We start from the raw sequence: 26,393 nt of genomic DNA, 5'->3' as shown, positions 1-26,393 counted from the left end.
CCTCAGGCGCTGGCGTAGCGGTTGGCGGGGCGCGGGAGGCCGAGCCGCGCACGCAGGGTCGGCGCGACGGCGGCGAGGTACGGCAGCGCGGCGGTGAGCGCCAGCGGCCGCAGCACCACTCCGTCCGCGGCACACTCGGTTTCGACCTCGGACAGCAGTTCGCGCAGTTCGGCGGATGTGCCGATGTGGAAGACCGTGCGAGGAACTCCGGTGGGCGTCCAATCCTCCAGCTGGGCCACATCGATCGCGGCATCGTCCGCGGTCGGCGCCAGGTGGATATCGATATCCAGCAGCACCCGAACCTGATTCGGGTCCCGGCCGGCGGCGGCCACGGCAGACCGCAGCTCCGAACGGGTGGCCGCGGCGGTCTCCAGATCACGGGCGGCGATACGAATGAGATCGGCACGGTGCACGGCCACCCGGGCACTGTGCGGATCGTCGGCGCGAATGGTGACCAGCGGCTGCCCCTGCGGCGGGCGCGGAGTGATGGAGGGGCCCTTCACCGCGAAATTGTCACCGGTGAAATCGATGTAGTGCAGCCGGTCGCGGTCGATGAAGCGGCCGGTGGCGACATCCCGGATCTCGGCATCGTCGGCCCAGCTGTCCCACAGTCGCGACACCACCTCCACGGCCTCGTCCGCCTCGAACCAGCGCGAGTGCGCGCCCTGTTCCGGCTTGCGGCCGAACAGTTTCGCCTCACCCGCCCCGGAGACGCCGACCTCCCAGCCGGCGCGGCCGTGGCTGGCGAAATCGAGGCTGGCAATGGCCTTGGACAGGTGGAAGGGCTCGGTATGGGTGACCGAGGCCTGCGGCACCAGCCCGATGCGGCGGGTGACCGCCGCGGCACGGGCGGCGATGGCCACGGCATCCAGGCGGCCGACCGCGGCGCCGGGGGCCTGCAGGGTGAACGAGTCGGGCAGGAAGGCGAGATCGATACCGGCGTTCTCGGCGGCCCGCAGGGCATCGACCCAGTACGCACCGGTGAACAGCTCCTCGGCACGCGAATCGGCGCGGCGCCAGGAGGCGGGATGCGCGCCGGTACCGGACAGTTCCAGGCCCAGCAGCAGCGGTGGGGAGTACGGCATCACGCTGTCCTTTCCAGAGGAGCGGGAACCACGCCGGGCACGGCGGCGAGCAGTTCACGCGTGTATTCGTGCTGCGGATGCGCGAAAAGGTCGACGGCGGCGGCGGTTTCGACGATCACGCCCCGGCGCATGACGGCGACCCGATCCGCGAGTCGCCGGACCACGGCCAGATCGTGGGAGATGAAGAGGTAGGCGAGATTCAGCTCGGCCTGCAGCCGCTCGAGCAGTTCGAGAATCTGCGCCTGCACCGAAACATCCAGTGCGGAAACGGGTTCGTCGAGTACGAGGAGCTCCGGGCGCAGCGCCAGCGCCCGGGCGATGGCCACCCGCTGCCGCTGGCCCCCGGACAGTTCGGCGGGACGGCGATCGAGGTAGTCGCTGGGCAGTGCCACCTGATCGAGCAGTTCGGCGACGTGCTTCCGGCGGGTCGCGCGGTCGCCGATTCCGAAGGCCTGCAGCGGTTCCCCGACGATCTTGGCGACGGTCAGCTTCGGGTTCAGCGAGACGTACGGGTTCTGGTAGACCACCTGGATGCGGCGGCGGAACTCACGCAGCCGCGCACCGCGCAGTCCGCTGATGTCCTGACCGTCGAAGGTGACGGTCCCCGCATCGGGTTCGGTGAGCCGGGCGACAATACGCGCGGTGGTCGACTTCCCGGATCCGGATTCGCCTACGACCGAGAGGGTTTCACCGCGTGCGACCGCCAGTGAAATGTTATCCACAGCTGTGACGGATTCTCCCCGTGCAATGTGGAAAACCTTGCGCAGTCCGGTCGCGGACAGCAGCGGCGGCGCGGAGCCGAGGTCCCGGCGCACCGGAAGCGCGGTATCGAGGCTGGGCGCGGCGGCGATGAGGCGCTGCGTGTACTCGTGCTGTGGATCACCGAGAACCTGTGCGGTAGGACCGATTTCGACAATGCGGCCCTGCTGCATGACGGCGATGCGATCGGCGCGTTCGGCCGCGACGCCGAGATCGTGGGTGATCAACAGGACCGCGGTGCCGGATTCTCTGGTACGAGCGGCCAGATGGTCGAGAATCCGGCGCTGCACGGTGACATCGAGGGCGCTGGTCGGCTCGTCCGCGATGACCAGTTCGGGCGTGCAGGCCAGGGCGATGCCGATGAGCACGCGCTGGCGCTGTCCACCGGAGAGATCCTGGGGATACTGCCGCGCACGCAGTTCCGGGCGGTCCAGCCCGGCCTCCTCCAGAATCCGCACGGCCTCGAGGTGCGCGGTGCGCCGATCGGCCCGGCCGTGGATGCGCAGGACCTCACCGACCTGATCGCCGATGCGCAGCACCGGATTCAGCGATGTTCCAGGGTCCTGCGGCACCAGGCCGATGCGGGCACCGCGAATGCGCTGCAGCGTGCGCTGGGTGGCCCGTTCGATGCGCTCCCCGGCGAAGGTGATCTCACCGCCGGTGATCACGCCACCGTTGAGCAGCCCGATCACCGCATGCGCGAGAGTGGACTTCCCGGAACCGGATTCGCCGACCAGGGCCAGGGTTTCCCCGGCGTCGACCTGCAATGAGACACCTCGGACCGCCGCCGTGGTGCCGGTGCTGCCCTGGTACTCCACCCGCAGGTCGGCAATGCTCAGCAGTGATTCGCTCATCGGAGGGTGTCCTTCTGCAGAGCGCGCGCGAAACGCTGGGTGGCCAGGACCAGGGCGATGATCACCAGGCCCGGAAGCGTGGTGAGCCACCAGGCGATGGCCAGGAAGTTCCGGCCCTCCGACACCATCGAGCCCCACTCGGGTGTGGGCGGCACCGCGCCGTAACCCAGGAAGCTCAGCGAGGCGACGAACAGGACAGCCATGCCGAAATCGATGACGGCGAGCGCGGCCACCGGGCCGTACGCATTGCGCAGTATGTGCCGCAGCAGCACCGTGTGCCAGCGCACGCCCGAGGCGAAGGCGGCCTCCACATATGGGGCGCGCCGCACCCGCAACACCTCGCCGCGCATGACGCGGGCGAAGCGGGCGATGAGCGAAACACCCACGGCGATGGCCACATTGCGGGTGCCCATGCCGAGCACGGTGATCAGGGCCAGCGATACCAGCAGATCCGGAATCGACAGCAGGACATCGGCGCCCCGCATGATCGCGCTGTCGACCACACCGCCGGAGGCGCCGGCCACCAGACCGAGCAGCGAACCCACCACCAGGCCCAGCGCCACCGCGAAGAGTGTGGCGCTGATCGACAGGCCCGCGCCGTGCACCACCCGCGTGTACACATCGCGACCCAGATTGTCGGTGCCGAACCAGTGTTGCGCGCTCGGCCCGCGCAGCTTCTGCGCCGGCACGCCGTGCAGCGGGTCACCGCCGGCGAACACCCCGGGCAGCACGACCCAGCCGAGCACCACCAGCAGTACCGCACCCGCGATGAGCAATCCGTAATTGCCGCGCACCCAGTCCCACACCTGCCGCACCGGAACGGAAGGCACCGTGGGACTTTCGCGCACCGCGACGGCCTCAGACATCGGAGGCCTCGTCATCGACGAACCAGTACGCGAACCCCGGATCGAGCATCGCATGCGACAGCGTGATCACCCGCAGCCTCGCACCCCAGCGCGACTCCACCCCGCCATCCCGGCCGAGAGCCCCCTCGTCACTCCCGACGAGTGTCCCCCCGTCACTCCCGACAAGGCTCCCCCCGTCATCCCGGCGTGCTTTTGGCCGGGATGCACCTGGTTCGACTGCAGCGCTGTGGATCCCGGCCAACAAGCGCGCCGGGATGACGAGGGTGCGGCTGCCGGCGGTGAGGATCACGAGGGCGACGGTGAGGAGGGTGACGGCGACGGTGGCTATCGCGAGGGCGGGTGTGCAGGCGGCGAAGAGGTCGAGGGTCTCAGGCATGGGAGTGCTCCTTCCTCGAGCCGCGCTGGGCCACGCGGGGATCGAGTAGTGGATACGCGAGATCGATGAGCAGGTTGACCGTGACGAAGACCAGCGAGGCGAACACGACAATGCCCTGCACCACCGGAATGTCCTGGTACAGCACCGATTCCTGGGTGAGGCGGCCGATGCCGGGGCGCGAGAACACGGTCTCGGTGACCACCGAACCCGCGAGGATGGTGCCGACCCACAGGCCCGCCACGGTCAGCGCGGGCGCAGTCGCCGGGCGCAGCACATGGCGCAGCTGCACCCACCACCGCGACGCGCCCTTGGCGAAGGCCACCTCCACGAACGGCTGCCGCCAGGTGGCGCTGAGGCTGGCGTACAGCACCTGGGCGATGACCGCGCCGACCGGCAGCGCGAGGGTGATGGCGGGCAGGATGGTTCCGCTGAAACCGGTACCGCCGAAGGCGGGCACCAGCTTCAGGCGGAACGAGAACAGTTGCAGCAGCAGCAATCCCACCCAGAACTGGGGCATCGACGCCCCGATCGGCGGCAGTGCGGTGAGCAGATTGCGCAGCCAGGAGCGCCGGGTGTACGCCGCCGCCAGCGCGAGTGCCGCGCCGCCGAGCACCGCCAGCACGAGCGCCAGCACCGCCAGTTCCAAGGTGGTGGGCAGGGCCTGGGCGAGCGCGCCGGTGACGGTCTGACCGGAATTGATCGAATGCCCCAGATCGCCGCGCACCGCATGGGTGAGCGCCGTCCAATACTGCTGCCACAGTGGTTGATCCAGGCCGTAGCGGGCCCGCATCTCGGCAATCGCATGCGCATCCACCGGCGTACCGGTGGCGGCGTTCGCCGCCATCTCCGCCGGATCGCCGGGCAGCAGGTAGAGCACCGCGAAGGACAGCGTGAACGCCGCCCACAGCACGCCCACCGCCTGCAGTACCCGTCCGATCACATACCGGCGCATCCGATTACCGCTTCAGCCAGGTGTCGTGGAACTGCAGCCGCGCGGACGCCTCGAACTTCACATCGGCCACACCCTTGCCGACACCGATGGCCTGCGACAGCTCGATGGTGGGAATCCACAGGCCGTCGTCCAGCACCGCACTCTGCGCATCACCGATGGTCCGGGCGCGCGCGGCCGGATCGGTGGTCGAAAGCTGCTGGCTCAGCAGCGCATCCAGCTTGTCGGCATCCGGGCGGGCGTTCAGATTGCGCTGATCGAAGGCGAAGGTGGTGCGCAGGATATCGCCGTCGGCGCGGGTCGAGTTGTAGTAGTCGAAGTCGAAGTCCTTATTGTTCTGCCGGACCGTCGACTCGGCCACCGAGGCCGGTTCCAGTCGCAGGTCGAAGCCGATGGCGCGCAACTGCTGCTGGGTCAGCTCCAGAATGGCCTGGTTACCCGCGAATACCGGGGCGAAAAGCACGCCCGCGGTCAGCCGCTGGCCGTCCTTGACCCGAATGCCGTCCGCGCCCGGTACCCAGCCGGCCTGATCCAGGACCCGCTTGGCGGCATCCTGATCGAACTTCACCCGGGCCGAAAGATCCACGTAACCGGGAGTCGTGGAGGCCAGCACGCTGGTCGCCGGCTTGAACTGCGGGCCGAGGACGGTGTCCACCAGCTCCTTGCGGTTGATGGCGGTCAGCAGTGCCGCCCGCACCGCCGGATCACGCAGCGCGCCGCGCGTCACATTGGCCTGCAAGCCGAACGAGACGCCCGGGTTGACGGTGAACTGCACTCGGCCGCCGCCGCCTTCGATCTGCGAAACATCCTGCGGCAGTGCGTCACTGATGGCGTCGAGCTGTCCGGAGGCGAGACTTCCGGTGCGCACCCCGGCTTCCGGGACGACGGTGAAGACGATCTTGTCCAGGTAAGCCTCGCCCGTGTTCGCGAAAACCGCTGAACCCCAGGTGTATCCGGTGCGCTTGGCGAGCGTGGCCGAGGCGTTCTGCTTCCAATCGGCGTAGGTGAACGGGCCGGAACCGATATTGGCGCCGAGGCAGCGATCGTCCGCCGACTTCGCCACCGTGGCATCGGACTGGATGCCCAGCTGCGGGGTCGACGTCGCCTGCAGGAACTGCGCATTCGGCGTATCGAAGTTCACCCGGACCGTTTGCGGATCCACCACCGTGCTGCCCGCGTACCCGGCGAGGTAGCTGGCGCCCAGCGGGGCCTTCGCACCACCCAGGGCGACAATGGAATCGAAGTTCTTGCGCACCGAATCCGCCGTGAGCGGCGTGCCGTCACTGAAGGTGATGCCGTCCTTCAGATGGAAGCTGAAGGATTTGGCGTCCGCGCTGACGAACCAGGTATCGGCCAGCCACGGCTTGATCTGACCGGTGGCCGGATCCTGATCGACCAGCGAATCCACCACCTGCCGGTCCACATAGATGGTCTGGTTGGTGGCCGACTGCGCCGGATCGGAGCAGGTCGGGGCCAGCGACAGGCCGTAGCGCAGGGTGCCGCCGGCCTGCGGCGGGCCCGAGGGCGCACCGCCCGCACTGCTGTCCGATCCCCCACACGCCGCGAGGCTGAGGGTGGCGGCTACAGCGCCGGCCAGGGCTAGCGGGCGCATCATTGGGGACTTCAGCACTGAGGTTCTCCGGAGGGGTAGCGATGGTCGCCGAGCGGACGGCTCGGAATATGAAGGCGCAGTATGGGTGCGCGCACTGGCAGTGGATCGGGGCGGGAGGTCATGGCTTCGGCTTCGGCAGGCCGGGGGGATTGATGCGGGACTGCTGGACCACTTCGCTCTTCAGGCCCCAGCGGTCGATGACCTTCTGGTACGTGCCGTGGTCGATGGCGTACTGCACGGCCTTCTGGAACGCGCCCACCAGGCCGTTGTCCTTACGGGTGAGCACACCGATCTCGGCCTGCAGGGCGTCGCCCGCGCCGGAGAAGGTGGCGACCACCTTGGTCTGGCCGGCGGTGGCGGAGTGGTACTGCGCTGCCGGATTGGGGCCGAGCAGGCCGTCCAGGCGGCCGGAGGCGAGCGCCAGGTAGTAGTCGGTGGACTGCTGGTAGTAGGTGATATCGATCTTGGGCAGGCCCGCGGCGATATTCGCCTCGTTCCAGGACACCAGCACCTGCTCCTGATTGGTGCCGGACTGCACGCCGATCTTCTTGCCCGCCAGCGACTTCCGATCGGTGTAGGTCCAGTTCGCGCCGTTGGGCACCTCCAGCGCGAGATTGTCGAGGCGGTAGGTGGCGAAGTCGTACTTCTCCTTGCGCTCCTCGGTGACGGTGACATTGGAGATGAAGGCGTCCACCTCACCGGAGTCGACCTTCACGAAGTTCTGCGTCCAATCCGCCGCGCGCAGATCGACTTTCAGCCCGAGAATGTCGGCGAACAGTGTCGCGAAGTCGACCTCGGAGCCGACGATGGTGCGATCGTCGGTGGCGTGGAAGCGCAGCGGCGGGGCGGAGGTGGCGGCGCCGGTCACGATCAGCGTGCCGCGGTCGCGAATGGCCTGCGGTACCAGTGCGGCAATGGCATCCACCTTGTCGGCGTGCACCCGGGTGGCCTGCTCCGGCGACAGGTCGTAGACCTGCCCGTTCACCGTGCGCACGCTGTCGGAACCGCCGTCGCCGCTGCCGCAGCCGCCGACGAAGAGACCGAGGATGGCGACGGCGAGAGCGGTGCTGATCCGTCTGCGACGGCTGGACAGAGACATGAGGATCCTCAGGGGAGGGACGCGTCAGAGCGCGTGCGCGAGAAAGGCTTTGGTGCGCGAATGCGCCGGGGCGTCGAAAACCTGACAGGGCGGTCCCTGTTCGACGATCTGCCCGGCCTCCAGCAGCACCACGGTGTCGGCGACCTCGCGGGCGAAACCGAGCTCATGGGTGACGATCACCAGGGTGGAACCGCCGCGCGCCAGCTCCCGGATGACATCGAGAACCTCGCCGACCAGCTGCGGATCCAATGCGGAGGTGGGCTCGTCGAACAGCACCACCTCGGGGCGCAGCGCCAGGGCGCGGGCGATCGCGACCCGCTGCTGCTGACCGCCGGAGAGCCGGCGCGGATACTCATCGGCCTTGTCCGCCAGGCCGACCCGGTCCAGCCACTCCAGCGCCTCGGCCCGAGCCTGGGCCCGCGGCCGCCGCAGCGCACCGATGGGCGCGAGCGCCACATTGTCCCGAACCGTCAGGTGCGGAAACAGATTGAAGTTCTGGAAGACGAATCCGATACGCGCCCGCTGGCGCAGAATCTCGCGCTCGGGCAGCTCGTGCAGCTTATTGCCGCGCCGCCGGTAACCGACCAGCTCACCGCCGACCCGGACGGTTCCGGCATCCACCTTCTCCAGATGATTGATGGTGCGCAACAGCGTGGACTTGCCCGATCCGGACGGGCCGAGAATCACGGTGACCTCGCCGGGCCGCACCGTCAGATCGATCCCGCCCAGCACCTGATGGGTGCCGAAAGACTTTCTTACACTGCGCAATTCGACCGCGTACTCGCTCATCGCACACTGCCTTTCGCGAAGTGCCGCTCGATGTAGTACTGCGCGATATTCAGCAGCGTGGTCAGCACGATGTACCAGACCGTCGCCACCATCAGCAGCGGCACCACCCGGCCATTCCGGCCGAAGATCACCTGCACCTGATAGAAGAGTTCGGCGATGGCCATGGTCGAGACGATGGAGGTGCCCTTGAAAAGGCTGATCACCTCATTGGCGGCATTCGGCAGAATGCCGCGCATCGCCTGCGGGACGATCACTTGGAAGAATTGGCGCCGCCACGGGAGCCCGAGCGATTTCGCGGCCTCCCACTGCCCCTGATCGACCGAAATAATGCCCGCGCGAATGATTTCCGCGGAGTACGCCGCCTGATGCAGCGCCAAACCTATGACGGCGGCGGTGAATCCGCTCAGCACATTGTTCGTATCGGCGTGCAGGAACTCCGGTCCGAACGGAATGCCCAGCGACACAGTCTTGTACAGATAGGCGAGATTGAACCAGAAGAGCAACTGCACAATCAGCGGGATCGAACGGAATGCCCAGATGTAGGTCCAGGAAATCACCTGCAGCACCGGGTTTTTCGACAACCGGCCGATCGCCAGCCAGATCCCGATGAAGAAGCCGAGCAGTGTGCCCCAGAAGGTCAGCTCCAGTGTCACCTTCAGCGCCGCCAGCACCGACGAGGCGGTGATGTACTGCGCGAAGGTGGACCAGTCCCAGCCCGGATTGGTGATCAGGCCGTGCGCGAACTGTGCCACCAGCACCAGCGCGATGCCGCCGGTCACCCAGCGCCACGGATGCCAGGTCCGGCCGACGGTCAATTCGCTGTCGTCCGCTGCGGTCGCCTCCCGGGATCCGGGTCGCGCAGCCAGGGTGCTCATATGGATTCGTCCTCCATCGGTCCCGGCGGTAGCACCCGCACCCGCGGGCGGGGGGTTGCTGCGACGTCTACGAGCCAGGTCTCTCGGTCGCTCTGGATGGTGAGGATGACGCTACGAGCCGGGGCAGCGAGTGTCGCCGGTCCGGATCAGCGTGAGTTCAAACAGGAACGGCGCTCAGCTCGCGGCCTCGCTGATTCCCGGCGGCACGGCATCATGCAATCCACGAAAACCACTGCGGTGGAAGACGAGCGGCTCGTCGTCGGAATGTGCGCTGACCCGGTGCACACGCAGCAGGACCACGGCGTGATCACCCGCCGCGACCTGCTCGTATATCGACGCTTCCAACCACGCGGCGGCTCCCCCGATGAAGGCGGCATTGCCGTTGCCGGTGCGCAGATCCACATCCCGGAAACGATCGCCCTTCCGCGAGCTCAGACTGCGGGCCGCCGCCTCCTGATGCCCGCCGAGCAGGCTCAATCCGAGCCGGCTGGCCTTCTCCAGGCGCGGCCAGGTCTCCGAGGAGTACTGCACGCACAGGGATACCAGCGGTGGATCGAGGGATACCGGGACAAAGGTGCTCACCACCATCCCGTATGCCTCGCCGCCGATCTGCGCGCATACCGCCACCACTCCACTCGGGAAGTGCGCGAAGGTTTTTCGCAGGTCAGCGCCATCGGTAGAAGTCAGTGCGGCCCCGCCGCCGTGTATCGAGGTCAGCTCGCCCATCACCACACTCCACCACCGGGCCAACTCCCCCAACAGGTTTGAATTCACCACGATCCCAAAACGGGCGAACCCGCCCGACCATGGTGGTCGAGCGGGTCCGCCTGAATTCGGTGCGCCGGACGCGCCCCGAATCGCGTGTCTGTTTACTTGGCCGTGTTGAACGGCGCGTTGATGGTGGTGAAGTACTGCACCGCGGCCAGGATGGCGACCGGGGCGGTCACCAGCAGCTGACCCGCGAGGGTGCCCAGGAAACCGATGGCGGCCATGCCACCGAGGCAGCCGAGGACGGCGGCCGGAACGATCGGGCCGAAGAGACCCACGATCGCGGCAGCGGCAGCGCCCGCGCCGACAACACCACCGATGACGCAACCGATGGCCGCGCCGCTGATGCCGCCGACCAGGGTGCCGATGGTGGCGCCGGTCGCGATGGTGTCCTTGAGGCGGTTCCAGGCGGCCTGCTCACGGTCGTACGGGGTCTTCCAGGGCGCGGTGTCCTGGAACGGCAGGTCGACGGGCTTGTAGACGGCGTGGTCCACGTCGAACTGCGGGGTCAGAGTGGCGACATTGTCCTTGATCTCCGCGGCGATCGGGAACTGGAAATCGTCCACGCGGAAGTTCAGGTCGGTGCCCGCGACGGTGGTGCCGTTGGCGGCCTTGATCTTGAAGACACCGTCTTCATTGACCAGCGAGCCCGCATCGGTCTTGATGATCGTGCTGGTGTCGGTGGTGGTGGCGGTGTAATCGATGGCGCCCGAAGGAGACTCGGGGGCAGCATTGACAGTTCCCGCGGTCACGCCCAGCGCAGCGGTCACCAGCGCCGCAATAGCGGCGAATTTCTTCATTTTCATGTACTGCTTCCCTCATCTACTTTGTGCAGTGCGTCGGCAAGCATCGAGCAAAACCCTCGTGAACGGGACCCTTAAAACCGGCTTGATTCGAACTCGTGACACGAGGACGGCCCCCGTCCGGAGTCCGGGCGGGGGCTGTGTCCCTGCAGCTATTTCTGCGTCTCCGCAGCGTGCGTGGCTACTTGGCGGGAGCCACGTTGAAGGGAGCGTTGATGGTCGTGAAGTACTGCGCGGCAGCCAGAATCGCGACCGGAGCGGTCACCAGCAACTGGCCCGCGAGGGTACCCAGGAAGCCGATGGCGGCCATGCCACCGAGGCAGCCGAGAACGGCGGCCGGAACGATCGGGCCGAACAGGCCCACGATGGCAGCGGCAGCGGCACCGGCGCCGACAACGCCGCCGATGACACAGCCGACAGCCGCGCCGCCGACGCCACCGACCAGGGTGCCGATGGTGGCACCGGTGGAGATGGTGTCCTTCATGCGGTTCCAGGCGGCCTGCTCACGGTCGTACGGGGTCTTCCAGGGCGCGGTGTCCTCGAAAGGCAGGGCGACCGGCTGGTAGACCGCGTGCTCCACGTCGAACTGCGGGGTCAGCGTCGCGACGTTGTCCTTGATCTCCGCGGCGATCGGGAACTGGAAGTCATCGACACGGAAGCTCAGATCGGTACCGGCAACGGTGGTGCCGTTGGCGGCCTTGATCTTGAAGACACCGTTGTCATTGACCAGCGAACCACCATCGGTCTTGATGATCGTGCTGGTCTCGGTGGTGGTGGAGGTGTAGTTGATGGCGCTTGCATCAGCGGCTTCCGGGGCTGCGCCCGCGGTACCAGCGGTTACGCCCAGGGCAGCGATCATCAGCGCCGCAGCAGCGGCGCATTTCTTCGACAACATATGTTCGGTTTTCCTCATCAGGCGATCCGTAGGGGGAACTCCAAGATCGAAGCTGCATGACGAGAACAAAAGATGACTCGAAGGTGCCGCAGCAGTGAATATCTGTGCGGCACCTGTGAGTCAGCTAGTTATTTCGCAGGCGGCTGATTGATCGAAGGCTCGGTGATCGTGCTGAAGTACTGCACCGCAGCGAGAATCGCGACCGGTGCGGTAATCAGCAACTGACCCGCCAGGGTGCCGAGGAAACCGATGGCGGCAATACCGCCGAGGCAGCCCACCACGGCGGCCGGAACGATCGGGCCGAACAGGCCGACAATCGCGGCGGCCGCGGCGCCGGCGCCGATAACGCCACCGATGACGCAGCCCACTGCCGCGCCGCCGATGCCACCTACCGCGGTGCCGATGGTCGCGCCCACGCCGACGGTGTCACGCAGACGACCCCAGGCCGCCTGTTCGCGGTCGTAGTCCGACTTCCACGGCGCCGAATTCTCGAAAGGCAGTGCGACAGGCTTGTATACGGCGTGCTCGGTATCGAACTGCGGTGTCAGGGTCGCAGTACGGTCCTTGATATCCGCCGCGATCGGGAAGACGAAATCGTCTACCCGGAAGCTCAATTCGGTGCCGGCGACCGTTGTCCCATTGGCCGCCTTGATCTTGAAGACACCGTTGTCGACCACCAGCGAACCCGCGTCGGTGGAGATAACGGTGTTCTTGTCGGAATTCGTTGCCGAGTAATTGATTACACCGTTGTCCGGTACGGCCGGAGCCGCTCCGGCAGTCGCCAACGGTGCGACTGATGCCGCGATCGCAAGTGCCGCGATCCCGGTTAATTCCCTCATCTTCATTTGGTACTGCTTCCTCGCCACTGCCTGAAACGAACTGATAGCGGCAAGCATCAAGCAACCAGCGATTTCGCTGGAGGTTAAAAACCACCTTGATTCTGGGCAGGCGTAATCACATCCATTACCCGGCACGTAATCGCTTCTCGCGGAACGGTTCCGGGCGCGTCAGGCTTTTTTGGCGGCGGCCTTGGCCTGCTTCTTGAATTCCCTTACCTGCGTGAGGGTTTCGGCATCGGTCACATCCGCTACCGAGCGGCGGGAGCCGTCCTCGCCGTAGGCGCCCGCGGCCTCGCGCCAGCCACCGGCGGTGAGGCCGCGCTGTTTGCCCAGGAGGGCCAGGAAGATTCGGGCCTTCTGATCACCGAAGCCGGGCAGCGCCCTGAGGCGCTTCAGGATTTCCTTGCCGTCGGGATCACCCTGGGTCCACAGGCCCGAGGTCTTGCCGTCGTAGTTCTCGACGATGAAGTGCGCCAGCTCCTGCACCCGGCGGCCCATGGAACGGCCGTAGCGGTGGATGGCGGGCGGGGTGGAGGCCAGCTCCTCGAACTCCGCCGGATCGGTGTCGGCGATCCGCCGGATATCGAAGCCGCCCATCCGATCGGCCAGCTTCTGCGGGCCGCGGAAGGCGTGCTCCATGGGAAACTGCTGGTCCAGCAGCATGCCGGTCAGCAGGGCGAAGTCGTCGTCCGACAACAGCTTGTCCGCCTCGGGGTCCTGCGCGAGGCACAGTTTGCGGCTCACCATCGTCAGATCATCCCACCCCGCCCCGAATCCGGACCGATCACCCGGCCGCCGCGGCTCTGCCTTGCGGTGACGCGGGTCACGACTAGGCTCGGCGGCATGCCCGACACCATGGCTATTTCTACAGTGGGAACCGTGCCGCACGATGGCACCGGGGCCGGCTTACGTCCGGACCGATTCGACAGCGACGGCCAGGATCAACTGGTCGATGTCCAAGATCTGCAGGCCGCGCTACCGGGAATCCGGCGGCTGCGGAACTGGGCGCACGAGGCTCTTGCCACCCAGGCCGGCGAAAGCGCCGTCGACATCGGGTCCGGCACCGGGTCCGAGGTCTTCACCTTCGCCGAGCTGGCCGGGCCGGACGGCACCGCGATCGGCGTCGAACCAGACCCGGACCTGCGTGCCGCCGCCGAACGCCGCGCCGCGCAGACCGGTTCGGCCGCGAAGTTCGCCTCCGGGGACGCCTACGGGCTGCCCTTCGGCAGCGACACCTTCGATGTCGCCCTGTGCGAACGCGTCTTCCAACACCTGACCAGCCCGGCCCGCGCCGCCGGAGAGATCGCTCGCGTCTTGAAACCGGGCGGCCGCGTGGTCGTCCTGGACAGCGACTGGGGCACCGCCGTTGTCCATCCGGGCGACCCGAAGGTGGTGCACGAGGTCATCGAGACCATGATCGCCCGCACCACCAACCCCTTCGCCGGGCGCCGACTGGCCGGACAGCTCACCCAGGCCGGACTGGTCGTGGACGATATCGGCTCGCACGCGCTCATCCAGGACGGCGGCATCGGCGCCGGCGCACTGGTCGCCCGCATCGCGGACATGTCCGTCGCCCGCGGCTCCATCACCGTCCCGCAGCGCGATCAACTCATCGCCGACCTGGAAGCCGGTGCGGCCACCGGTGATATCCACCTCTCGGTAACCATCTTCGCGGTACTGGCCCACAAACCCAGCTGACAACACAGGGCACGCACCCGAGGGTGCGTGCCCTGCTGTTCGAATCCTTTTCGCGCGCACCGGATTCCGGTGCGCGCCTTCTTATTTGCTAAGCCCCCAGGAACTTTTCGGTTGCAGCCAGCAGAACGCAGGTGGCGACGCCGTCCATGGCCTTCTCCAGTTCACCGAGGGAGGGGAAGCTGGGGGCGAGGCGAATGTTCTTGTCCTCCGGGTCTTTTCCGTACGGGTAGGACGAACCGGCCGGAGTCAGGGCGATGCCCGCCTCCTTGGCCAGTGCCACCACACGGGCCGCGGTGCCCTCCAGCACATCCAGGCTGATGAAGTAGCCGCCCTTGGGCTCGGTCCAGGACGCCACCTTGGACGCACCCAGCCGGTCCTCCAGAATCCGCAGCACCAGTTTGAATTTCGGCTCCAGAATGGCGCGGTGCTTCTGCATATGGGTGCGCACACCCTCGGCATCGTTGAAGAAGCGCAGATGCCGCAGCTGGTTCACCTTGTCCGGGCCGATGCTCTTCTTGCCCGCATGGCTCAGGTACCACTCCAGATTGGCGGTGGCGGACCCGAAGAAGCTCACGCCCGAACCCGCGAAGGTGATCTTCGAGGTGGAGGCGAAAACGTAGGGGCGGTTGGGGTTTCCGGCCGCGGCGGCCAGACCCAGCACATCGAGCACCGGATCGGCGGTATCGGTCAGCGGGTGCACGGCGTAGGCGTTGTCCCAGAACAGGCGGAAGTCCGGCGCGGCGGTCGGCATCGAAACCAGTTCCCGCGTCACGGCTTCGGAGAAGGTGACACCGGTCGGGTTGGAGTAGTTCGGCACCGCCCAGATGCCCTTGATACTCGCGTCCGACGCCACCAGCTCCGCGATGGCGTGCACATCCGGGCCCTCATGGCCCATCGGGATCGGGATCATCTCGAAGCCGAGCGATTCGGTGATGGCGAAGTGCCGGTCGTAACCCGGTGCGGGACAGAGGAATTTGAGTACCGGCTCGTCCGCCCAGCGCCGCTCCGAATCGACTGCGCCGTGCAGCATGGCGAACACGATCACATCGTGCATGAGCTCCAGGCTGGCATTGTTGCCCGCCAGCAGGTTCGAGACGGGAATGCCGAGCAGCTCGCCGAAGATGGCCCGCAGCTCCGGCAAGCCGTGCAGGCCACCGTAATTGCGCACATCGGTGCCGTTGCCGTCGCGGTAATCGCCGTTGCCCGGCAGCGAAAGCAGATCCAGTGACAGATCCAGCTGCTCGGGCGCGGGTTTTCCGCGCGTAATGTCCAGCGTGAGCTTCTCGGTCCGGAGCTTCGCGTAGTTCGCGGTCTGCGATTCGTGTTCGGACACGAGCTCCGCATGGCTCATCAAACCGATCTGCGTTTGCCGGGGCATCAGACAGCCTTTCCAGGGGCTAGGGGCAATGTATGCGGGTCCTCGCACACGGCGGGCGGACCCAGCGATCACGTTACTTGGTAGGACCTCACCCTGGGGAGCTATATATCAGCCCGCACACCTGGAGGAAAAAGAAAGGGGACCCAGCGCACCCGGCAGAGCCCATTGACCCTTGCTGCCTTCCGGCCCTGGGGGAGTTCACAGGATGCGCGCCGCGCTGGATCCGTCGGCCAGTGTAGCGGCTCACCGATGCTCTTGCCGCACGGGGTCGTTACGATCCAACCGACATCGCGGGGGCACCCGCTCGTTACCGGAGGGGAAACCAGTAGTGACAAGCAACAACCCAGGACCGGGCGGCCCTCAGGACCCCGCCAACCATCAGGAAACCGCACAGTGGTGGGCTACCCCGCCCACCGCGGCCGAGTCGGGTCAGCCGGTCACCGGCGCCGATCCGACAATGCTCAACTACGGCACCGCGGGGATGCCGTATACGCCGCCGGCACAGCCCTTTCCGCCGCAGCAGCAGCCGCCGTTTCCGCCGCAGATGTCACAGCCGCATCAGCAGATGCCGCAGCCGGTGAACAACTATCCGGGGCAGCAACCGTACCTGCAGCAGCCCGGCCCGGCCCCCATGAACGGCGGCTACAACTACGGGACTCCCCCGCGCCCGCCCGGCGGCGGCAACAAGACGCCGTGGATCATCGGCGGTGTGGTGGGCCTGGTCGTGATCGTCGGCATCGGCATCGGCGCCCTGGCGCTCACCAGCAAGGACAAGCCGATCAGTCCGCTGGGTGACGACAAGAAGAAGAACATGGACGGCAACTACTCCATGGACACGGTCACCAACTCCTGCAGCCTGATCGACCCGACCGCGCTCGCCAAGTGGTCGAGCACACAGAAGAGCACCCCGGAGCACTCCGAAACCAAGGCGAGCGATTACACCGGCGGCCGCGCGAGCTGCAATGCCGATTACTACAGCGCCTCCGCCACCGACAAGTACCAGACCAACACCGCGCGCATCGCCCTCGATGTGGAGTTCACCGGTGCGTACGGCGGCCCGCAGTACGACTCGTGGAAGCAGTACGACACCGGCACCACCGGTTCCGGCCGCACCTCCGGCGACGTCACCGGCATCGGCTCCGCGGGTTACTGGCACGCCGAGACCCGCGACTACTCCTCGTTCAACGATCTGGACTACACGGTCGCGGTCAAGGACAGCAATGTCTCGGTCAAAGTGGAGATCAGCCTCAACCGCGCCTCCGGCGAACCGGTCTCCAAGGACGACGTCGCCACGGTCGCCAAGCAGCAGGTGCAGAAGGTCCTCGACGGGCTGAAGAAGAAGTAATCGAGCCGGCCGGAAACGACCGCGGAAGTCCGCGATTTGCTTTCGGCAGGGGGGCAGCCGGTATATTGCTCGACGGAGGATTCGCCTAGTGGCCTATGGCGCTCGCCTGGAACGCGGGTTGGGTTAACGCCCTCAGGGGTTCAAATCCCCTATCCTCCGCTCACGAAGGCCCCGCCCGGACTCAGTCCGGGCGGGGCCTTCGTCATATCGCAGGTCAGAGCCCCTCGCCCGGTCCTTCGGGCGCGGCTTCCCGCAGTGCGGAAGTGACCTCCGACAGTGCCGTATTCAGCAGTTCGCCGTAGTCGTCGAGGTCGGGGAGCACCGCCGGGTCAGCGTGCACCGAGATCGTGACGGTGTCGCCCAGGCCGTGCACACCGTGGGTGAGGTGCATGACCGAGCCGAGGCCCGGGAAGCCCGCGGTGAAACGCACCGGGCCACCACCGAAGGACAGGTCGGCCGGGCCGCGATGGACGCTGGACAGCACCGTGTGACCCGAAACTCGTTCGGGGAGAAACTCGATCGGATAGTGAGTCACGTCACCGTGCAGCAACCTGGCGGGCATGGCGTCGGCTACCCGCGAGCGAGCCTCCTGCAGTGGATGTTCCGCGCGCTCCCGGCGGACCGCCAGCTCGGCCGCGATCAGGTCCGCGCGGCGCGGCAGCCTCGGTTCGTGCACCGCCAGATCCACCGAGAGATCGCAGTAGCTGTTGCGGGTCCGCCCTGCCCCGGCAACCGCCATCGGAATCTGGGCCAGCAGCGACTCGGCGGGCTCGGTGCGCTGCGCGAGATAGCGCTGCAGGGCAAGCGAGATGGCGGTCGCCGCCACCACGGTCACGGTGTAGCCGGGGACCCGCAGCGACTCGGCATTGTGGACGAGCATGCGCACCGCGTGCGCACTCGGGGACGAGCCGCCGCCGTTCAAGAGATTCGGCGGTGCGCCCGGCGCGGGCGGCGGAACCGCACCGGCCACGGCGAGCTCGGCCAGCCGCCGCTCCGCACGAAACGCGGCCACCCCGCGAATAACGGTGCGCGCCATATCGATCGGCACGGCCGGCAGCGCCGCGGCGGTCGCCGCCCAGCCGTCGATCGGCACACCCGCGATCGCTCCGCTGGGAACGACCCGGCGCACAGCCCGCCGCACCACGCCCTCCAGCGCACCACTGATGCCTTTCACTGCGGCACCGATGCCTGCCGGTGCGGCCCGCGCGAGCGAGGCCGCGTCGAATCCACCCGGCGCAGCGGAGATCTCGAGCCCACCGCCCGGCGAGGGCTCGGGATCGGTGGCGGCGGGCTCACCGAACAGGGATCGGGCGAGGGCGGCGGCGCGGCGGCCGTCGGCCAGGGCGTGTGAAAGTTGCAGGACCACTACGAGAGCGGGTTCGCCGGGAGCGAAGCCCGGTGCGCCGGTGATGCCGCGGAAGATGTGCACGCGCCAGGGGCGGTGGGCGGCGCGGACTCCGGTGCCGAGCAGCTCGCCCAGGGCATTCGTGACGTCAGCCCAGGTGGCGTCCGGCAACTCGTGGTCGGCGAACTGGTCGGTTGAGAATTCACAATTCGCCCAAATCGGATACGCAATGTTTGCAGGAGCATCCAGCACGCGCACCAGCAAATCCGGAATTCCGGCGACCCGGACAGCGAGTTCCGTCCGGAGGTGAGCGACGGACCTGCCGGTGTCCGCAAAGCAGTAGAGCAGGAAGAGGTCGTTGCGGGTGCGGGCGGACAACCAATACATGGTGGCGTCCCGGGGCGCCAGGGAATTCACTCCCGAAGCCTATCGAAAGCCACTACAGGCCAACCGCTCTGGGTGCTACCGTGTGTAGTAGAAGCCTTACCATCTCTTCGGGGGCGGGTGACCGCACATGGCAACTCGTAATCGTCTGGCCGAACAGGCCGACGCAGCGGATGAGCGGTATCAAGCCGCCGCATTCCTCAAAAGGTCCATCAATAAAGTCTTTCCGACCCATTGGTCGTTCCTGCTCGGTGAAATCGCGCTCTACAGCTTCATTATTCTGCTGCTCTCCGGCGTGTATTTGACCTTGTACTTCGATCCGTCCATGAACGACGTGGTCTACAACGGGGACTATCAGCCACTGCGCGGCGTCACCATGTCGCGCGCCTACGAATCGGCGCTCGGCATCTCCTTCGACGTCCGCGGCGGACTGTTCGTGCGCCAGGTACATCATTGGGCCGCACTGCTTTTCAGCGCCTCCATGATCATCCACCTGTGCCGCGTCTTCTTCACCGGCGCATTCCGCAAACCCCGCGAGGCCAACTGGGTGATCGGCTCGGTGCTGCTGATCCTGGCCATGTTCGAAGGCTTCTTCGGCTACTCACTGCCCGACGATCTGCTCTCCGGCACCGGGCTGCGGGCCGCGTTCGCCGGCATCACCATGAGCGCGCCGGTCATCGGCACCTGGCTGCAGTGGCTCATGTTCGGCGGCGACTTCCCCGGCACCATCATCATTCCGCGCCTGTACATCGCGCACGTACTGCTGATCCCCGGAATCATGCTGGCGCTCATCGCCGCTCACATCGCCCTGGTCTGGTACCAGAAGCACACGCAGTATCCGGGCCCCGGGCGCAGTGAGCGCAATGTGGTCGGCACCCGCATCGTGCCGGTGTTCTCCCTGGACCAGGGCGCGTTCTTCGCCTTCACGCTCGCGGTGCTGGCCCTCATGGGCGGGCTGCTGCAGATCAATCCGATCTGGAATCTGGGGCCCTACAACCCCTCTCAGGTCTCCGCCGGCACCCAGCCGGACTTCTACATGATGTGGACCGACGGCTTCCTGCGCCTCTTCCCGGCCTGGGAACTGCACCTGTTCGGCCATATGGTGCCCGGCGCGTTCTCCGTGGCGATCGCCATGCCGGTCATCTTCGGCCTGCTCATCGGCTATCCGTGGATCGAGAAACGCCTGACCGGCGATCGCGCCCGGCACAATCTGCTGCAGCGACCGCGAGATGTGCCGGTGCGCACCGCGATCGGCGCCATGTCGCTGGCCTTCTATCTGGTGCTCACCCTGGCCTGCGTCAATGACATCATCGCGCTGAACTTCCACATCTCGCTCAATGCCACCACGTGGATCTTCCGCATCGGGCTGCTGATTTTGCCGCCGCTGGCCTACTTCGCCGCCTATCGGCTCTGCCTGGGCCTGCAGCGCGGTGACCGGGCGGTGCTCGAGCACGGCATCGAAACCGGTGTGGTGCGGCGCCTTCCGCACGGCGAGTACATCGAGCTGCATCAACCGCTCGGACCGGTGGATGCGCACGGACATCCGGTTCCGCTGGAATACCAGGGCGCCACGGTGCCCCGGAAGCTGAACCAGCTCGGCATTGCCGGGCGGCCGGGCACCGGCGGCTTCTTCCGCGCCGATCCGGCGGAGGAGCGCGATTCGAACGCGGCCGTGGAGCACGAGGCCGAGCACGCACAGCTGGCGGTCCTGCGGCGGGCGCAGCACAACGGGAACGGAAGCGACGACCACTGAAAGCGAAGACTCTGAAACCCGGTGCGGCGCAGTCGAGCTGAAACAACCCGCGAAAAGCCCCGAGTCCTCGCGACTCGGGGCTTTGTTTTCTCGGTTCAGCCGGCCCGTTCAGGCCCGGTTGAACTCGCCGTCGGACACACCGGCGAGGAATGCGTCCCACTCACCCGGAGTGAATGCCAGGCTCGGCCCGTGGCCGCGTTCCTTGCTGTCACGAACCCCGACATTGCCATCTACGAGAAAAGCCACCTCTACGCAGTTGCCATTGGGTCCGCTATGTTTGCTCTTGCGCCAGACGGCGCCTGTGTAATCCGCATTCACGGTTGTAGCTCCTTCGTTTCGTCAAGCGTGAGATCTTGCTGGCATCGATCTTGGTGGCAATGGGATCCATGGAGATTCGCGAATCCCTTGTACTCCCGAGGTTGCACGCAACCTCTCCGTACAACCTGCTCTCTGCACTTCACGGTGGGAATGCACCCCCGCTGGCCGTTCCCGGGCTAAACCCTAGCAGGGTTCGTCATTAGGAGATCGCATTCTTTCGTTTTCAATCAGCAAATACATAGCAAGGATAGCCAGCTAATTATTAGCCTAAAGATAGCCGCCTCCTGAAACGCATGAATGATAAAGATCGCAATAAAGTTGTCGGTTTGTTTGCGGACATTTTGGCTAACTCCTGGTCGGATGCCGAGCGCGGCATCCGGGAGGATGGACTTCATGGCCGACCCCACGCAGGACGAGAGCGCTCGCGACCGCGACGACGACGGGCGGGCGCGGAATGCCCGGCCGCGTGATCGTTTCGGCCGCCCGCTGCCCTTCGGCAGCATCGGGGTGCCGCGCATCCCCGATGATCTCCAGCTGGGCCCCGACGAGACCCTCGCCTACGCACAGCGCCTGCTCGACGACGGCCTCCCCTTCAACGCCCATGAGGTACTGGAGGCGGCCTGGAAGCAGGGGCCGTTCGCCGAGCGGATGCTGTGGCAGGGGCTCGCTCAGTACGCCGTTGGCCTGACCCACATTCAACGCGGAAATTCCAAAGGCGCTCGCACACTTCTGGAACGCGCGATTCACCGACTCACCGCCGTCGGACCGGCCCCGTACGATATCGACGCCCCGGGTCTCATCGCCCGCGCGAACGCCATACTCGCAGCTCTGGACCAGGAAAAGCCGCTGACGGAAGACGACCTGAGCCCCCGCCTGCGGCTGCGCTGAACGCACACGGCAACTGCTACTTCGCATCGTGCGTGTGCACCCGCAAGAGTGCGAATGACCGAAAGTGCCGCGAAGTTTGCGAAGGTTGCGCCTAGCATGGACGACCGTGTCCGGATTCGGAAGATTCGCACCCAGCCCCTCAGGTGATCTGCACCTGGGGAATCTCCACACGGCACTGCTGGCATGGCTTTTCGCACGCTCCACCGGACGGGGTTTCCGGCTCCGGATGGAAGATCTGGATCGAGTGAAACCCGGTGCGGCGGAACGACAGTCGGCGGATCTCGCAGCGCTCGGGCTGGACTGGGAGCCGCCGGTGGCGTGGCAGTCGCAGCGCCTACCGCTCTACGAGGCGGCCATCGCCGAACTGACCGCGACCGGGCGCACCTACGAATGCTTCTGCACCCGCAAGGAAATACAGCAGGCGGTGACCGCACCGCACGGACCGATGGGCGCCTATCCGGGCACCTGCCGCGCGCTCACCGCCGCCGAACGGGCCGAGCGATACGACGCGGGCCGACCAGCGGCATTACGACTGCGGGCCGATATCACCGAACTGGTCATCACCGACGAGTTGCTCGGCAGCTACCGCGGCGCCGTCGACGATCTGGTGCTGCGGCGCGGCGACGGTTCGCCCGCCTACAATCTGGCCGTCGTCGTGGACGACGCCGACCAGGGCATCGATCAGGTGGTGCGCGGCGACGATCTGCTGGCTTCCACCCCACGTCAGGTCTATCTCGCCACCCTGCTCGGGCTTCCGATACCGCAGTACGCACATGTACCGCTGGTACTCAATACGTCCGGGCAGCGGCTCGCCAAACGCGACGGAGCGGTCACCCTGCGCGATAGAATCGCACTCGGCGAGACCCCCGACCAGATACTGAATGCGCTCGCAACCTCATTGGGTTATCCCACCGCAACCACAATTGCGCAGCTGCTTAAGCAATTTCGCCCCGAGCGGCTGCCACAAGAACCGTGGACACTCGACCCGAACGGCTTGTTGCAACCCAGTTCGGGTCCGTAACGTACGCACTCGACCAGACCCCGAACGAATTCGACGAGGACGGCACAGACAAATGACAAGCGGTGGGTACGACCCCAACCAGTATCCGCAGGGCGGCCAGCCGTATGGGCAGCCGTACCCGCAGGGCCAGCAGCAGCAGCCGTACGGCCAGCAGCCCCAGCAGCCGTACGGGCAGCAGCCCCCGTCGGATCCGTACGGACAGCAGCCGCAGCAGCCTTACGGCCAGCAGCCCCCGTCCGACCCCTACGGTCAGCCGCAGCAGCCGGGCTACGGCCAGCAGCCGCCGCAGTTCGGCCAGTCCGATCCCTACAACCAGCAGCCGCAGTTCGGCCAGCAGCCGAGCTACCCCGGCCAGCAGCCGTACCAGCCGTACGGCCAGCAGCCTCCGGGGTTCGGCGGCGGGGGCGGCGGCTCGCAGCCCGGTGACCTGTGGCTGCGCTTCGCGGCCCGCTTCATCGACGGCCTGATCTTCGGCATCGTCGGTGTGATCGTCTACGTCCTGCTGCCCAGCTCGATCGTGCTGGTGTGGGACATCCTGTTGCCGCTCATCACGTTCGGCTACTTCATCTTCATGGAGACGCAGCAGGGCGGCCAGACCCTCGGCAAGAAGATCCTCGGCCTGCGGGTCCTCGGCCCCGGCGGCGCACCGCTGGATCCGGTCACCTCGGCCAAGCGCAACCTGTTCGTCGCGATCCAGTTCATCCCGTGCCTCGGCACCCTGGTGAGCATCGGCCTCGCGATCTACATCGCGGTCACCATCGAGCAGGACCCGAACAAGCAGGGCTGGCACGACAAGTTCGCCGGCGGCACCCAGGTCATCAAGACCAACTGACGCTGCCCCGAACCATAGAAGCGGGTGCGCCTCCTCACCGGAGGCGCACCCGCTTTGCTGTGTCCGGACGGCGAATTCGCTTGCCGGGGCGGTGAATTCGGCTCAGGTGGAGGGTGAGCTCACGATCCCGCCGATGAAGAGCGCGAGGAACAGGATGCTGATCGCGATACCGGCCGCACCGATCCAGATGCCGCCCAGCGCCAGCCCGCGTCCCTGCTGACCGGAGTTCTTCACCTGGTTCAGCGCGACCACGCCGAGAATCAGCCCGATCAGGGGCGCGATCGGCAGCAGGAAGCAGAAGAAGGCCAGCGGCACGCCGACGATCGAGACGATCAGCGCGGCAATGGCCAGACCGTTGGTATTCGACGACGGCTGTTGATAACCGTACGGCTGATATCCGGGCTGATAACCGTACGGAGGTTGTCCCGGCGCCTGCGGAGGCTGTGGATAGCCGCCCGGTGTGGCCTGTGGATAACCGCCGGAACCCGGCTGTTGATAGCCGGCGGCCGGATTCGGCTGCGGCGGAGGGTAATTCGGATACTGCGACTGCGGCGGCGGAGTCAGCGGCGATTGCTGTGGATTCGGAGCGGAGGAGTACCCGAACGGTGGCGGCGTCGCCTGCTGCGGCGCGGAAGACGGGGTCTCGGGCGCGGCGCCCTCACCGCCGTACTGCTTCCACCACTCGTCGGAATCCCCGGATTGCGTCATGAGGTTCAGCCTAAGGCACCCCACCAGCCCGTACCCATCGATCATTCCGGGGATACTTCTCCGCGTGAGCGATACGAAAACGGTCGATTCGGACCGATCTGGAAGCCCCGCGCCGGAGCACGCAGCATTTGCGACGGCCGCGGGGGGCTACTACACGCAGGTGGTCGTGATCTTCACGGCGGTTCTGCTGATCTCCAATATCTGCGCCACCAAGGGCGTGCAATTCTTCACCCACAACCACCTGTCCGTCGGCCCGGTCACGATTCTGCCGCTGACGCTGGACGGTGCGTTCTTCCTGTTCCCGCTCGCGTACGTGATCGGCGACATCCTCAGTGAGGTCTACGGCTTCCGCGCCACCCGCCGGGCCGTCTACTACGGCTTCGCCATGTTGGTGCTGATGATCGCCTGCTTCTGGATCGCCATCGAGATGCCCGCCGGCTCGCTCGGCGACAGCACCGACTCGTTCCGCGTCGCGCTGAGCAAGACGCCGCAGCTGGCGCTCGCCGGAGTGTCCGGATACGTGGTCGGGCAGTTCCTCAACTCGGTGACCCTGGTGCTCATCAAGGAGCGCACCAAGGAGAAGCACCTGTGGGCGCGACTGCTCGGCTCCACCGTGGCCGGCGAAATCGGCGACACCCTGGTGTTCTGCTCCATCGCCGCGACAGCCATCGGCATCAGCACCTGGGGCGACTACATCAACTACGTGATCGTCGGCTTCGTCTGGAAGACCGGCGTCGAGATGATGATCCTGCCGATCAGCTACCGCTGCATCGCATTCCTCAAGAAGCGCGAACCCACCTACGCACCGCGCGAGCGCGCGGCGATCTACGAGTAGAGACGACCTTTCGGCCGGGATCTACTGCGCTGCTGTGGATCCCGGCTCTCAGACGTCTTCGGGGGCTTTGAGGCGGCCGCGCCACTGGCCGAGGAATTCGGTCTTGTAGTCCTGGAAGTACCCGCCGTCGATGCTCTCGCGAATGCGGTCCACCAGGCGAACGGTGAAGCGCTCGTTGTGGATTGTGCACAGCGTAGAGGCCAGCATCTCCTTGGCCTTGAACAGGTGATGCAGGTAGGCGCGGGTGTAGTTCGCGCAGGTGTAGCAGTCGCAGGTCTCGTCGATCGGCGTGAAATCGCGCTTGAAGCGCGCGGTATTGATATTGAATCGGCCCGGCTCCACATAGATGGCGCCATTGCGCGCCACCCGCGAGGGGTTCACGCAGTCGAAGGTGTCCGCACCGTTCTCGACCGCGGTGAACATATCCTCGGGCTCGCTGATGCCGAGCATATGGCGCGGCTTGTGTTCCGGCAGTTCATCACAGCACCAGCCGACAATGGTGCCGAGATTGTGCTTCTCCAGCGCACCGCCGATGCCATACCCGTCGAATTCCGTTCCGGCACTGCCGCGCAGCGCTTCCAGATCACGACATGCCTTGCGGCGCAGGTCTTCGTACTGCGCGCCCTGGATGACACCGAACAGCGCCTGATACGGGCGGTGCGCACGCGCGACGGTCAGGCGTTCGTGCTCGTCGATGCAGCGCTGCGCCCAGCGCCGGGTGCGCTCGAGCGACTCCTCCTGGTAGCCACGGGTATTCATGAGCGTGGTCAGCTCGTCGAAGGCGAACATGATGTCCGCGCCGAGCTGATGCTGAATGCCCATGGACACTTCGGGGGTGAAGCGATGCTTCGATCCGTCCAGGTGCGAGCGGAAGGTGACGCCGTCATCGTCCACATGGGCGAGGCGCTCCTTGCCCTTGGCGATCACCTGATCGTTCTGCACGCCGACGGACTCCATGGCGAGCACCTTCTTGAAACCCACACCCAGCGACATGACCTGGAAGCCGCCGCTGTCGGTGAAGGTCGGCCCGGGCCAGTTCATGAACTTCGACAGGCCGCCCGCCTCATCGATGACATCCGACCCCGGCTGCAGATACAGGTGATAGGCGTTGGACAGCAGCGCCTGCGAACCCAGTTCCTTCATGGTCTCCGGCAGCACCGCTTTCACGGTCGCCTTGGTGCCGACCGGGATGAACGCCGGCGTGGCGATCTCCCCGTGCGGGGTGCTGATCAGCCCGGACCGGCCGTGGTGGCCTTCCAGACGGGTACCGACCTTGAAGGAGAATTCGGGAGCAGACACCCGCACATCCTCGCAGCCGG

26 protein-coding genes, 1 tRNA gene, 1 other RNA gene and 1 riboswitch are annotated in these 26,393 nt (G+C 66.4%); of the genes, 8 read left to right on the top strand and 20 right to left on the bottom strand.

Going from position 1 to position 26,393, the window contains the following annotated elements; all coding sequences use genetic code 11:
- Nucleotides 1-2: 2 nt before the first annotated feature.
- The 14 genes from OG326_RS03535 to OG326_RS03470 all read right to left on the bottom strand — a co-directional run bounded on the left by OG326_RS03535 (nucleotide 3) and on the right by OG326_RS03470 (nucleotide 13,316).
- On the bottom strand, nucleotides 3-1,085 hold the full coding sequence (locus OG326_RS03535) for an LLM class flavin-dependent oxidoreductase (protein ID WP_327143187.1): 1,083 nt from the start codon (nucleotides 1,083-1,085) through the stop codon (nucleotides 3-5).
- A complete protein-coding gene (locus OG326_RS03530) occupies nucleotides 1,085-2,698 on the bottom strand; it encodes an ABC transporter ATP-binding protein (RefSeq protein ID WP_327143186.1) in 1,614 nt (537 codons plus the stop codon). The genes OG326_RS03535 and OG326_RS03530 overlap by 1 nt, the downstream gene beginning before the upstream one ends.
- A complete protein-coding gene (locus tag OG326_RS42970; protein ID WP_442790910.1) occupies nucleotides 2,695-3,564 on the bottom strand; it encodes an ABC transporter permease in 870 nt (289 codons plus the stop codon). The genes OG326_RS03530 and OG326_RS42970 overlap by 4 nt, the downstream gene beginning before the upstream one ends.
- Nucleotides 3,557-3,940: a hypothetical protein gene (locus OG326_RS03520; protein ID WP_327143185.1), complete on the bottom strand. Its 384-nt coding sequence runs from the start codon at nucleotides 3,938-3,940 to the stop codon at nucleotides 3,557-3,559. The genes OG326_RS42970 and OG326_RS03520 overlap by 8 nt, the downstream gene beginning before the upstream one ends.
- Entirely contained in the window at nucleotides 3,933-4,892 is a 960-nt protein-coding gene (locus tag OG326_RS03515; RefSeq protein ID WP_327143184.1) for an ABC transporter permease, read from the bottom strand. The genes OG326_RS03520 and OG326_RS03515 overlap by 8 nt, the downstream gene beginning before the upstream one ends.
- A 4-nt stretch (nucleotides 4,893-4,896) precedes the next feature.
- Nucleotides 4,897-6,504, bottom strand: coding sequence for an ABC transporter substrate-binding protein (locus OG326_RS03510; RefSeq protein ID WP_327146354.1), 1,608 nt, complete (start codon nucleotides 6,502-6,504; stop codon nucleotides 4,897-4,899).
- Between the two features lie 115 nt (nucleotides 6,505-6,619).
- A complete protein-coding gene (locus OG326_RS03505; RefSeq protein ID WP_327143183.1) occupies nucleotides 6,620-7,600 on the bottom strand; it encodes an ABC transporter substrate-binding protein in 981 nt (326 codons plus the stop codon).
- Nucleotides 7,601-7,624: 24 nt separating this feature from the next.
- Nucleotides 7,625-8,389, bottom strand: coding sequence for an amino acid ABC transporter ATP-binding protein (locus OG326_RS03500; RefSeq protein WP_327143182.1), 765 nt, complete (start codon nucleotides 8,387-8,389; stop codon nucleotides 7,625-7,627).
- Nucleotides 8,386-9,264 (bottom strand): amino acid ABC transporter permease, encoded by an 879-nt coding sequence (locus tag OG326_RS03495; RefSeq protein WP_327143181.1) that lies wholly within the window; start codon nucleotides 9,262-9,264, stop codon nucleotides 8,386-8,388. Before OG326_RS03495 ends, OG326_RS03500 begins: the two co-directional genes overlap by 4 nt.
- 10 nt (nucleotides 9,265-9,274) lie before the next feature.
- Nucleotides 9,275-9,367: riboswitch (SAM riboswitch) on the bottom strand.
- A gap of 71 nt (nucleotides 9,368-9,438) precedes the next feature.
- The gene (locus OG326_RS03490) at nucleotides 9,439-9,990 is read right to left on the bottom strand and encodes a flavin reductase family protein (protein ID WP_327146353.1); all 552 of its coding nucleotides are present in this window, start codon (nucleotides 9,988-9,990) and stop codon (nucleotides 9,439-9,441) included.
- A 143-nt stretch (nucleotides 9,991-10,133) separates the two neighbouring features.
- Nucleotides 10,134-10,838, bottom strand: a complete 705-nt coding sequence (locus OG326_RS03485; protein WP_327143180.1) for a hypothetical protein — start codon at nucleotides 10,836-10,838, stop codon at nucleotides 10,134-10,136.
- A gap of 178 nt (nucleotides 10,839-11,016) precedes the next feature.
- Complete coding sequence (locus OG326_RS03480; RefSeq protein WP_327146352.1) at nucleotides 11,017-11,730, bottom strand: hypothetical protein; 714 nt, start codon at nucleotides 11,728-11,730, stop codon at nucleotides 11,017-11,019.
- Between the two features lie 128 nt (nucleotides 11,731-11,858).
- Nucleotides 11,859-12,575 (bottom strand): hypothetical protein, encoded by a 717-nt coding sequence (locus OG326_RS03475; RefSeq protein WP_327146351.1) that lies wholly within the window; start codon nucleotides 12,573-12,575, stop codon nucleotides 11,859-11,861.
- A 162-nt stretch (nucleotides 12,576-12,737) separates the two neighbouring features.
- The gene (locus OG326_RS03470) at nucleotides 12,738-13,316 is read right to left on the bottom strand and encodes an HhH-GPD-type base excision DNA repair protein (RefSeq protein WP_327143179.1); all 579 of its coding nucleotides are present in this window, start codon (nucleotides 13,314-13,316) and stop codon (nucleotides 12,738-12,740) included.
- A 132-nt stretch (nucleotides 13,317-13,448) separates the two neighbouring features.
- On the opposite strand from OG326_RS03470, the gene OG326_RS03465 reads away from it, so the two are divergent.
- Nucleotides 13,449-14,267, top strand: a complete 819-nt coding sequence (locus OG326_RS03465) for a methyltransferase domain-containing protein (protein WP_327143178.1) — start codon at nucleotides 13,449-13,451, stop codon at nucleotides 14,265-14,267.
- 88 nt (nucleotides 14,268-14,355) lie between these two features.
- Here the strand turns inward: OG326_RS03465 and OG326_RS03460 are convergent, their stop codons facing one another.
- Complete coding sequence (locus OG326_RS03460) at nucleotides 14,356-15,645, bottom strand: aminotransferase class I/II-fold pyridoxal phosphate-dependent enzyme (protein WP_327143177.1); 1,290 nt, start codon at nucleotides 15,643-15,645, stop codon at nucleotides 14,356-14,358.
- 133 nt (nucleotides 15,646-15,778) lie between these two features.
- An RNA gene (gene ffs / locus OG326_RS03455) (signal recognition particle sRNA small type) lies at nucleotides 15,779-15,873 on the bottom strand.
- 100 nt (nucleotides 15,874-15,973) lie between these two features.
- On the opposite strand from ffs, the gene OG326_RS03450 reads away from it, so the two are divergent.
- Together OG326_RS03450 and OG326_RS03445 are read left to right on the top strand one after the other, a co-directional pair.
- Nucleotides 15,974-16,990 (top strand): hypothetical protein, encoded by a 1,017-nt coding sequence (locus OG326_RS03450; RefSeq protein ID WP_327143176.1) that lies wholly within the window; start codon nucleotides 15,974-15,976, stop codon nucleotides 16,988-16,990.
- A gap of 74 nt (nucleotides 16,991-17,064) precedes the next feature.
- Nucleotides 17,065-17,149 (top strand) — tRNA-Ser (locus OG326_RS03445).
- Nucleotides 17,150-17,204: 55 nt separating this feature from the next.
- Here the strand turns inward: OG326_RS03445 and OG326_RS03440 are convergent.
- Nucleotides 17,205-18,752, bottom strand: coding sequence for a wax ester/triacylglycerol synthase domain-containing protein (locus OG326_RS03440; RefSeq protein ID WP_327143175.1), 1,548 nt, complete (start codon nucleotides 18,750-18,752; stop codon nucleotides 17,205-17,207).
- Nucleotides 18,753-18,849: 97 nt separating this feature from the next.
- Between OG326_RS03440 and qcrB the strand changes: the two genes are divergently transcribed.
- Nucleotides 18,850-20,472, top strand: a complete 1,623-nt coding sequence (gene qcrB, locus OG326_RS03435) for a cytochrome bc1 complex cytochrome b subunit (RefSeq protein WP_327143174.1) — start codon at nucleotides 18,850-18,852, stop codon at nucleotides 20,470-20,472.
- Nucleotides 20,473-20,580: 108 nt separating this feature from the next.
- On the opposite strand, the gene OG326_RS03430 is transcribed toward qcrB, so the two are convergent.
- Complete coding sequence (locus tag OG326_RS03430) at nucleotides 20,581-20,790, bottom strand: DUF397 domain-containing protein (RefSeq protein ID WP_327143173.1); 210 nt, start codon at nucleotides 20,788-20,790, stop codon at nucleotides 20,581-20,583.
- Between the two features lie 393 nt (nucleotides 20,791-21,183).
- Between OG326_RS03430 and OG326_RS03425 the strand changes: the two genes are divergently transcribed.
- The 3 genes from OG326_RS03425 to OG326_RS03415 all read left to right on the top strand — a co-directional run bounded on the left by OG326_RS03425 (nucleotide 21,184) and on the right by OG326_RS03415 (nucleotide 23,531).
- Complete coding sequence (locus OG326_RS03425; protein ID WP_327143172.1) at nucleotides 21,184-21,678, top strand: DUF309 domain-containing protein; 495 nt, start codon at nucleotides 21,184-21,186, stop codon at nucleotides 21,676-21,678.
- Between the two features lie 106 nt (nucleotides 21,679-21,784).
- Entirely contained in the window at nucleotides 21,785-22,699 is a 915-nt protein-coding gene (gene gluQRS, locus OG326_RS03420; RefSeq protein WP_327143171.1) for a tRNA glutamyl-Q(34) synthetase GluQRS, read from the top strand.
- Nucleotides 22,700-22,751: 52 nt separating this feature from the next.
- On the top strand, nucleotides 22,752-23,531 hold the full coding sequence (locus OG326_RS03415; protein WP_327143170.1) for an RDD family protein: 780 nt from the start codon (nucleotides 22,752-22,754) through the stop codon (nucleotides 23,529-23,531).
- Between the two features lie 102 nt (nucleotides 23,532-23,633).
- Here the strand turns inward: OG326_RS03415 and OG326_RS03410 are convergent, their stop codons facing one another.
- Complete coding sequence (locus OG326_RS03410) at nucleotides 23,634-24,239, bottom strand: DUF4190 domain-containing protein (RefSeq protein WP_327143169.1); 606 nt, start codon at nucleotides 24,237-24,239, stop codon at nucleotides 23,634-23,636.
- A gap of 64 nt (nucleotides 24,240-24,303) precedes the next feature.
- Here OG326_RS03410 and OG326_RS03405 point away from each other — a divergent pair, with 64 nt between their 5' ends.
- Entirely contained in the window at nucleotides 24,304-25,074 is a 771-nt protein-coding gene (locus OG326_RS03405; protein WP_327143168.1) for a queuosine precursor transporter, read from the top strand.
- Between the two features lie 48 nt (nucleotides 25,075-25,122).
- Here OG326_RS03405 and tgt read toward each other — a convergent pair whose 3' ends face one another.
- On the bottom strand, nucleotides 25,123-26,373 hold the full coding sequence (gene tgt / locus OG326_RS03400; protein ID WP_327143167.1) for a tRNA guanosine(34) transglycosylase Tgt: 1,251 nt from the start codon (nucleotides 26,371-26,373) through the stop codon (nucleotides 25,123-25,125).
- Nucleotides 26,374-26,393 lie beyond the last annotated feature (20 nt).

Origin of the sequence: Nocardia sp. NBC_01327 (assembly GCF_035958815.1) — a bacterium.
Lineage (GTDB): Bacteria > Actinomycetota > Actinomycetes > Mycobacteriales > Mycobacteriaceae > Nocardia.
Note: the sequence above shows the minus strand (reverse complement) of the source record. Positions and strands in the feature narration are given on the sequence as shown.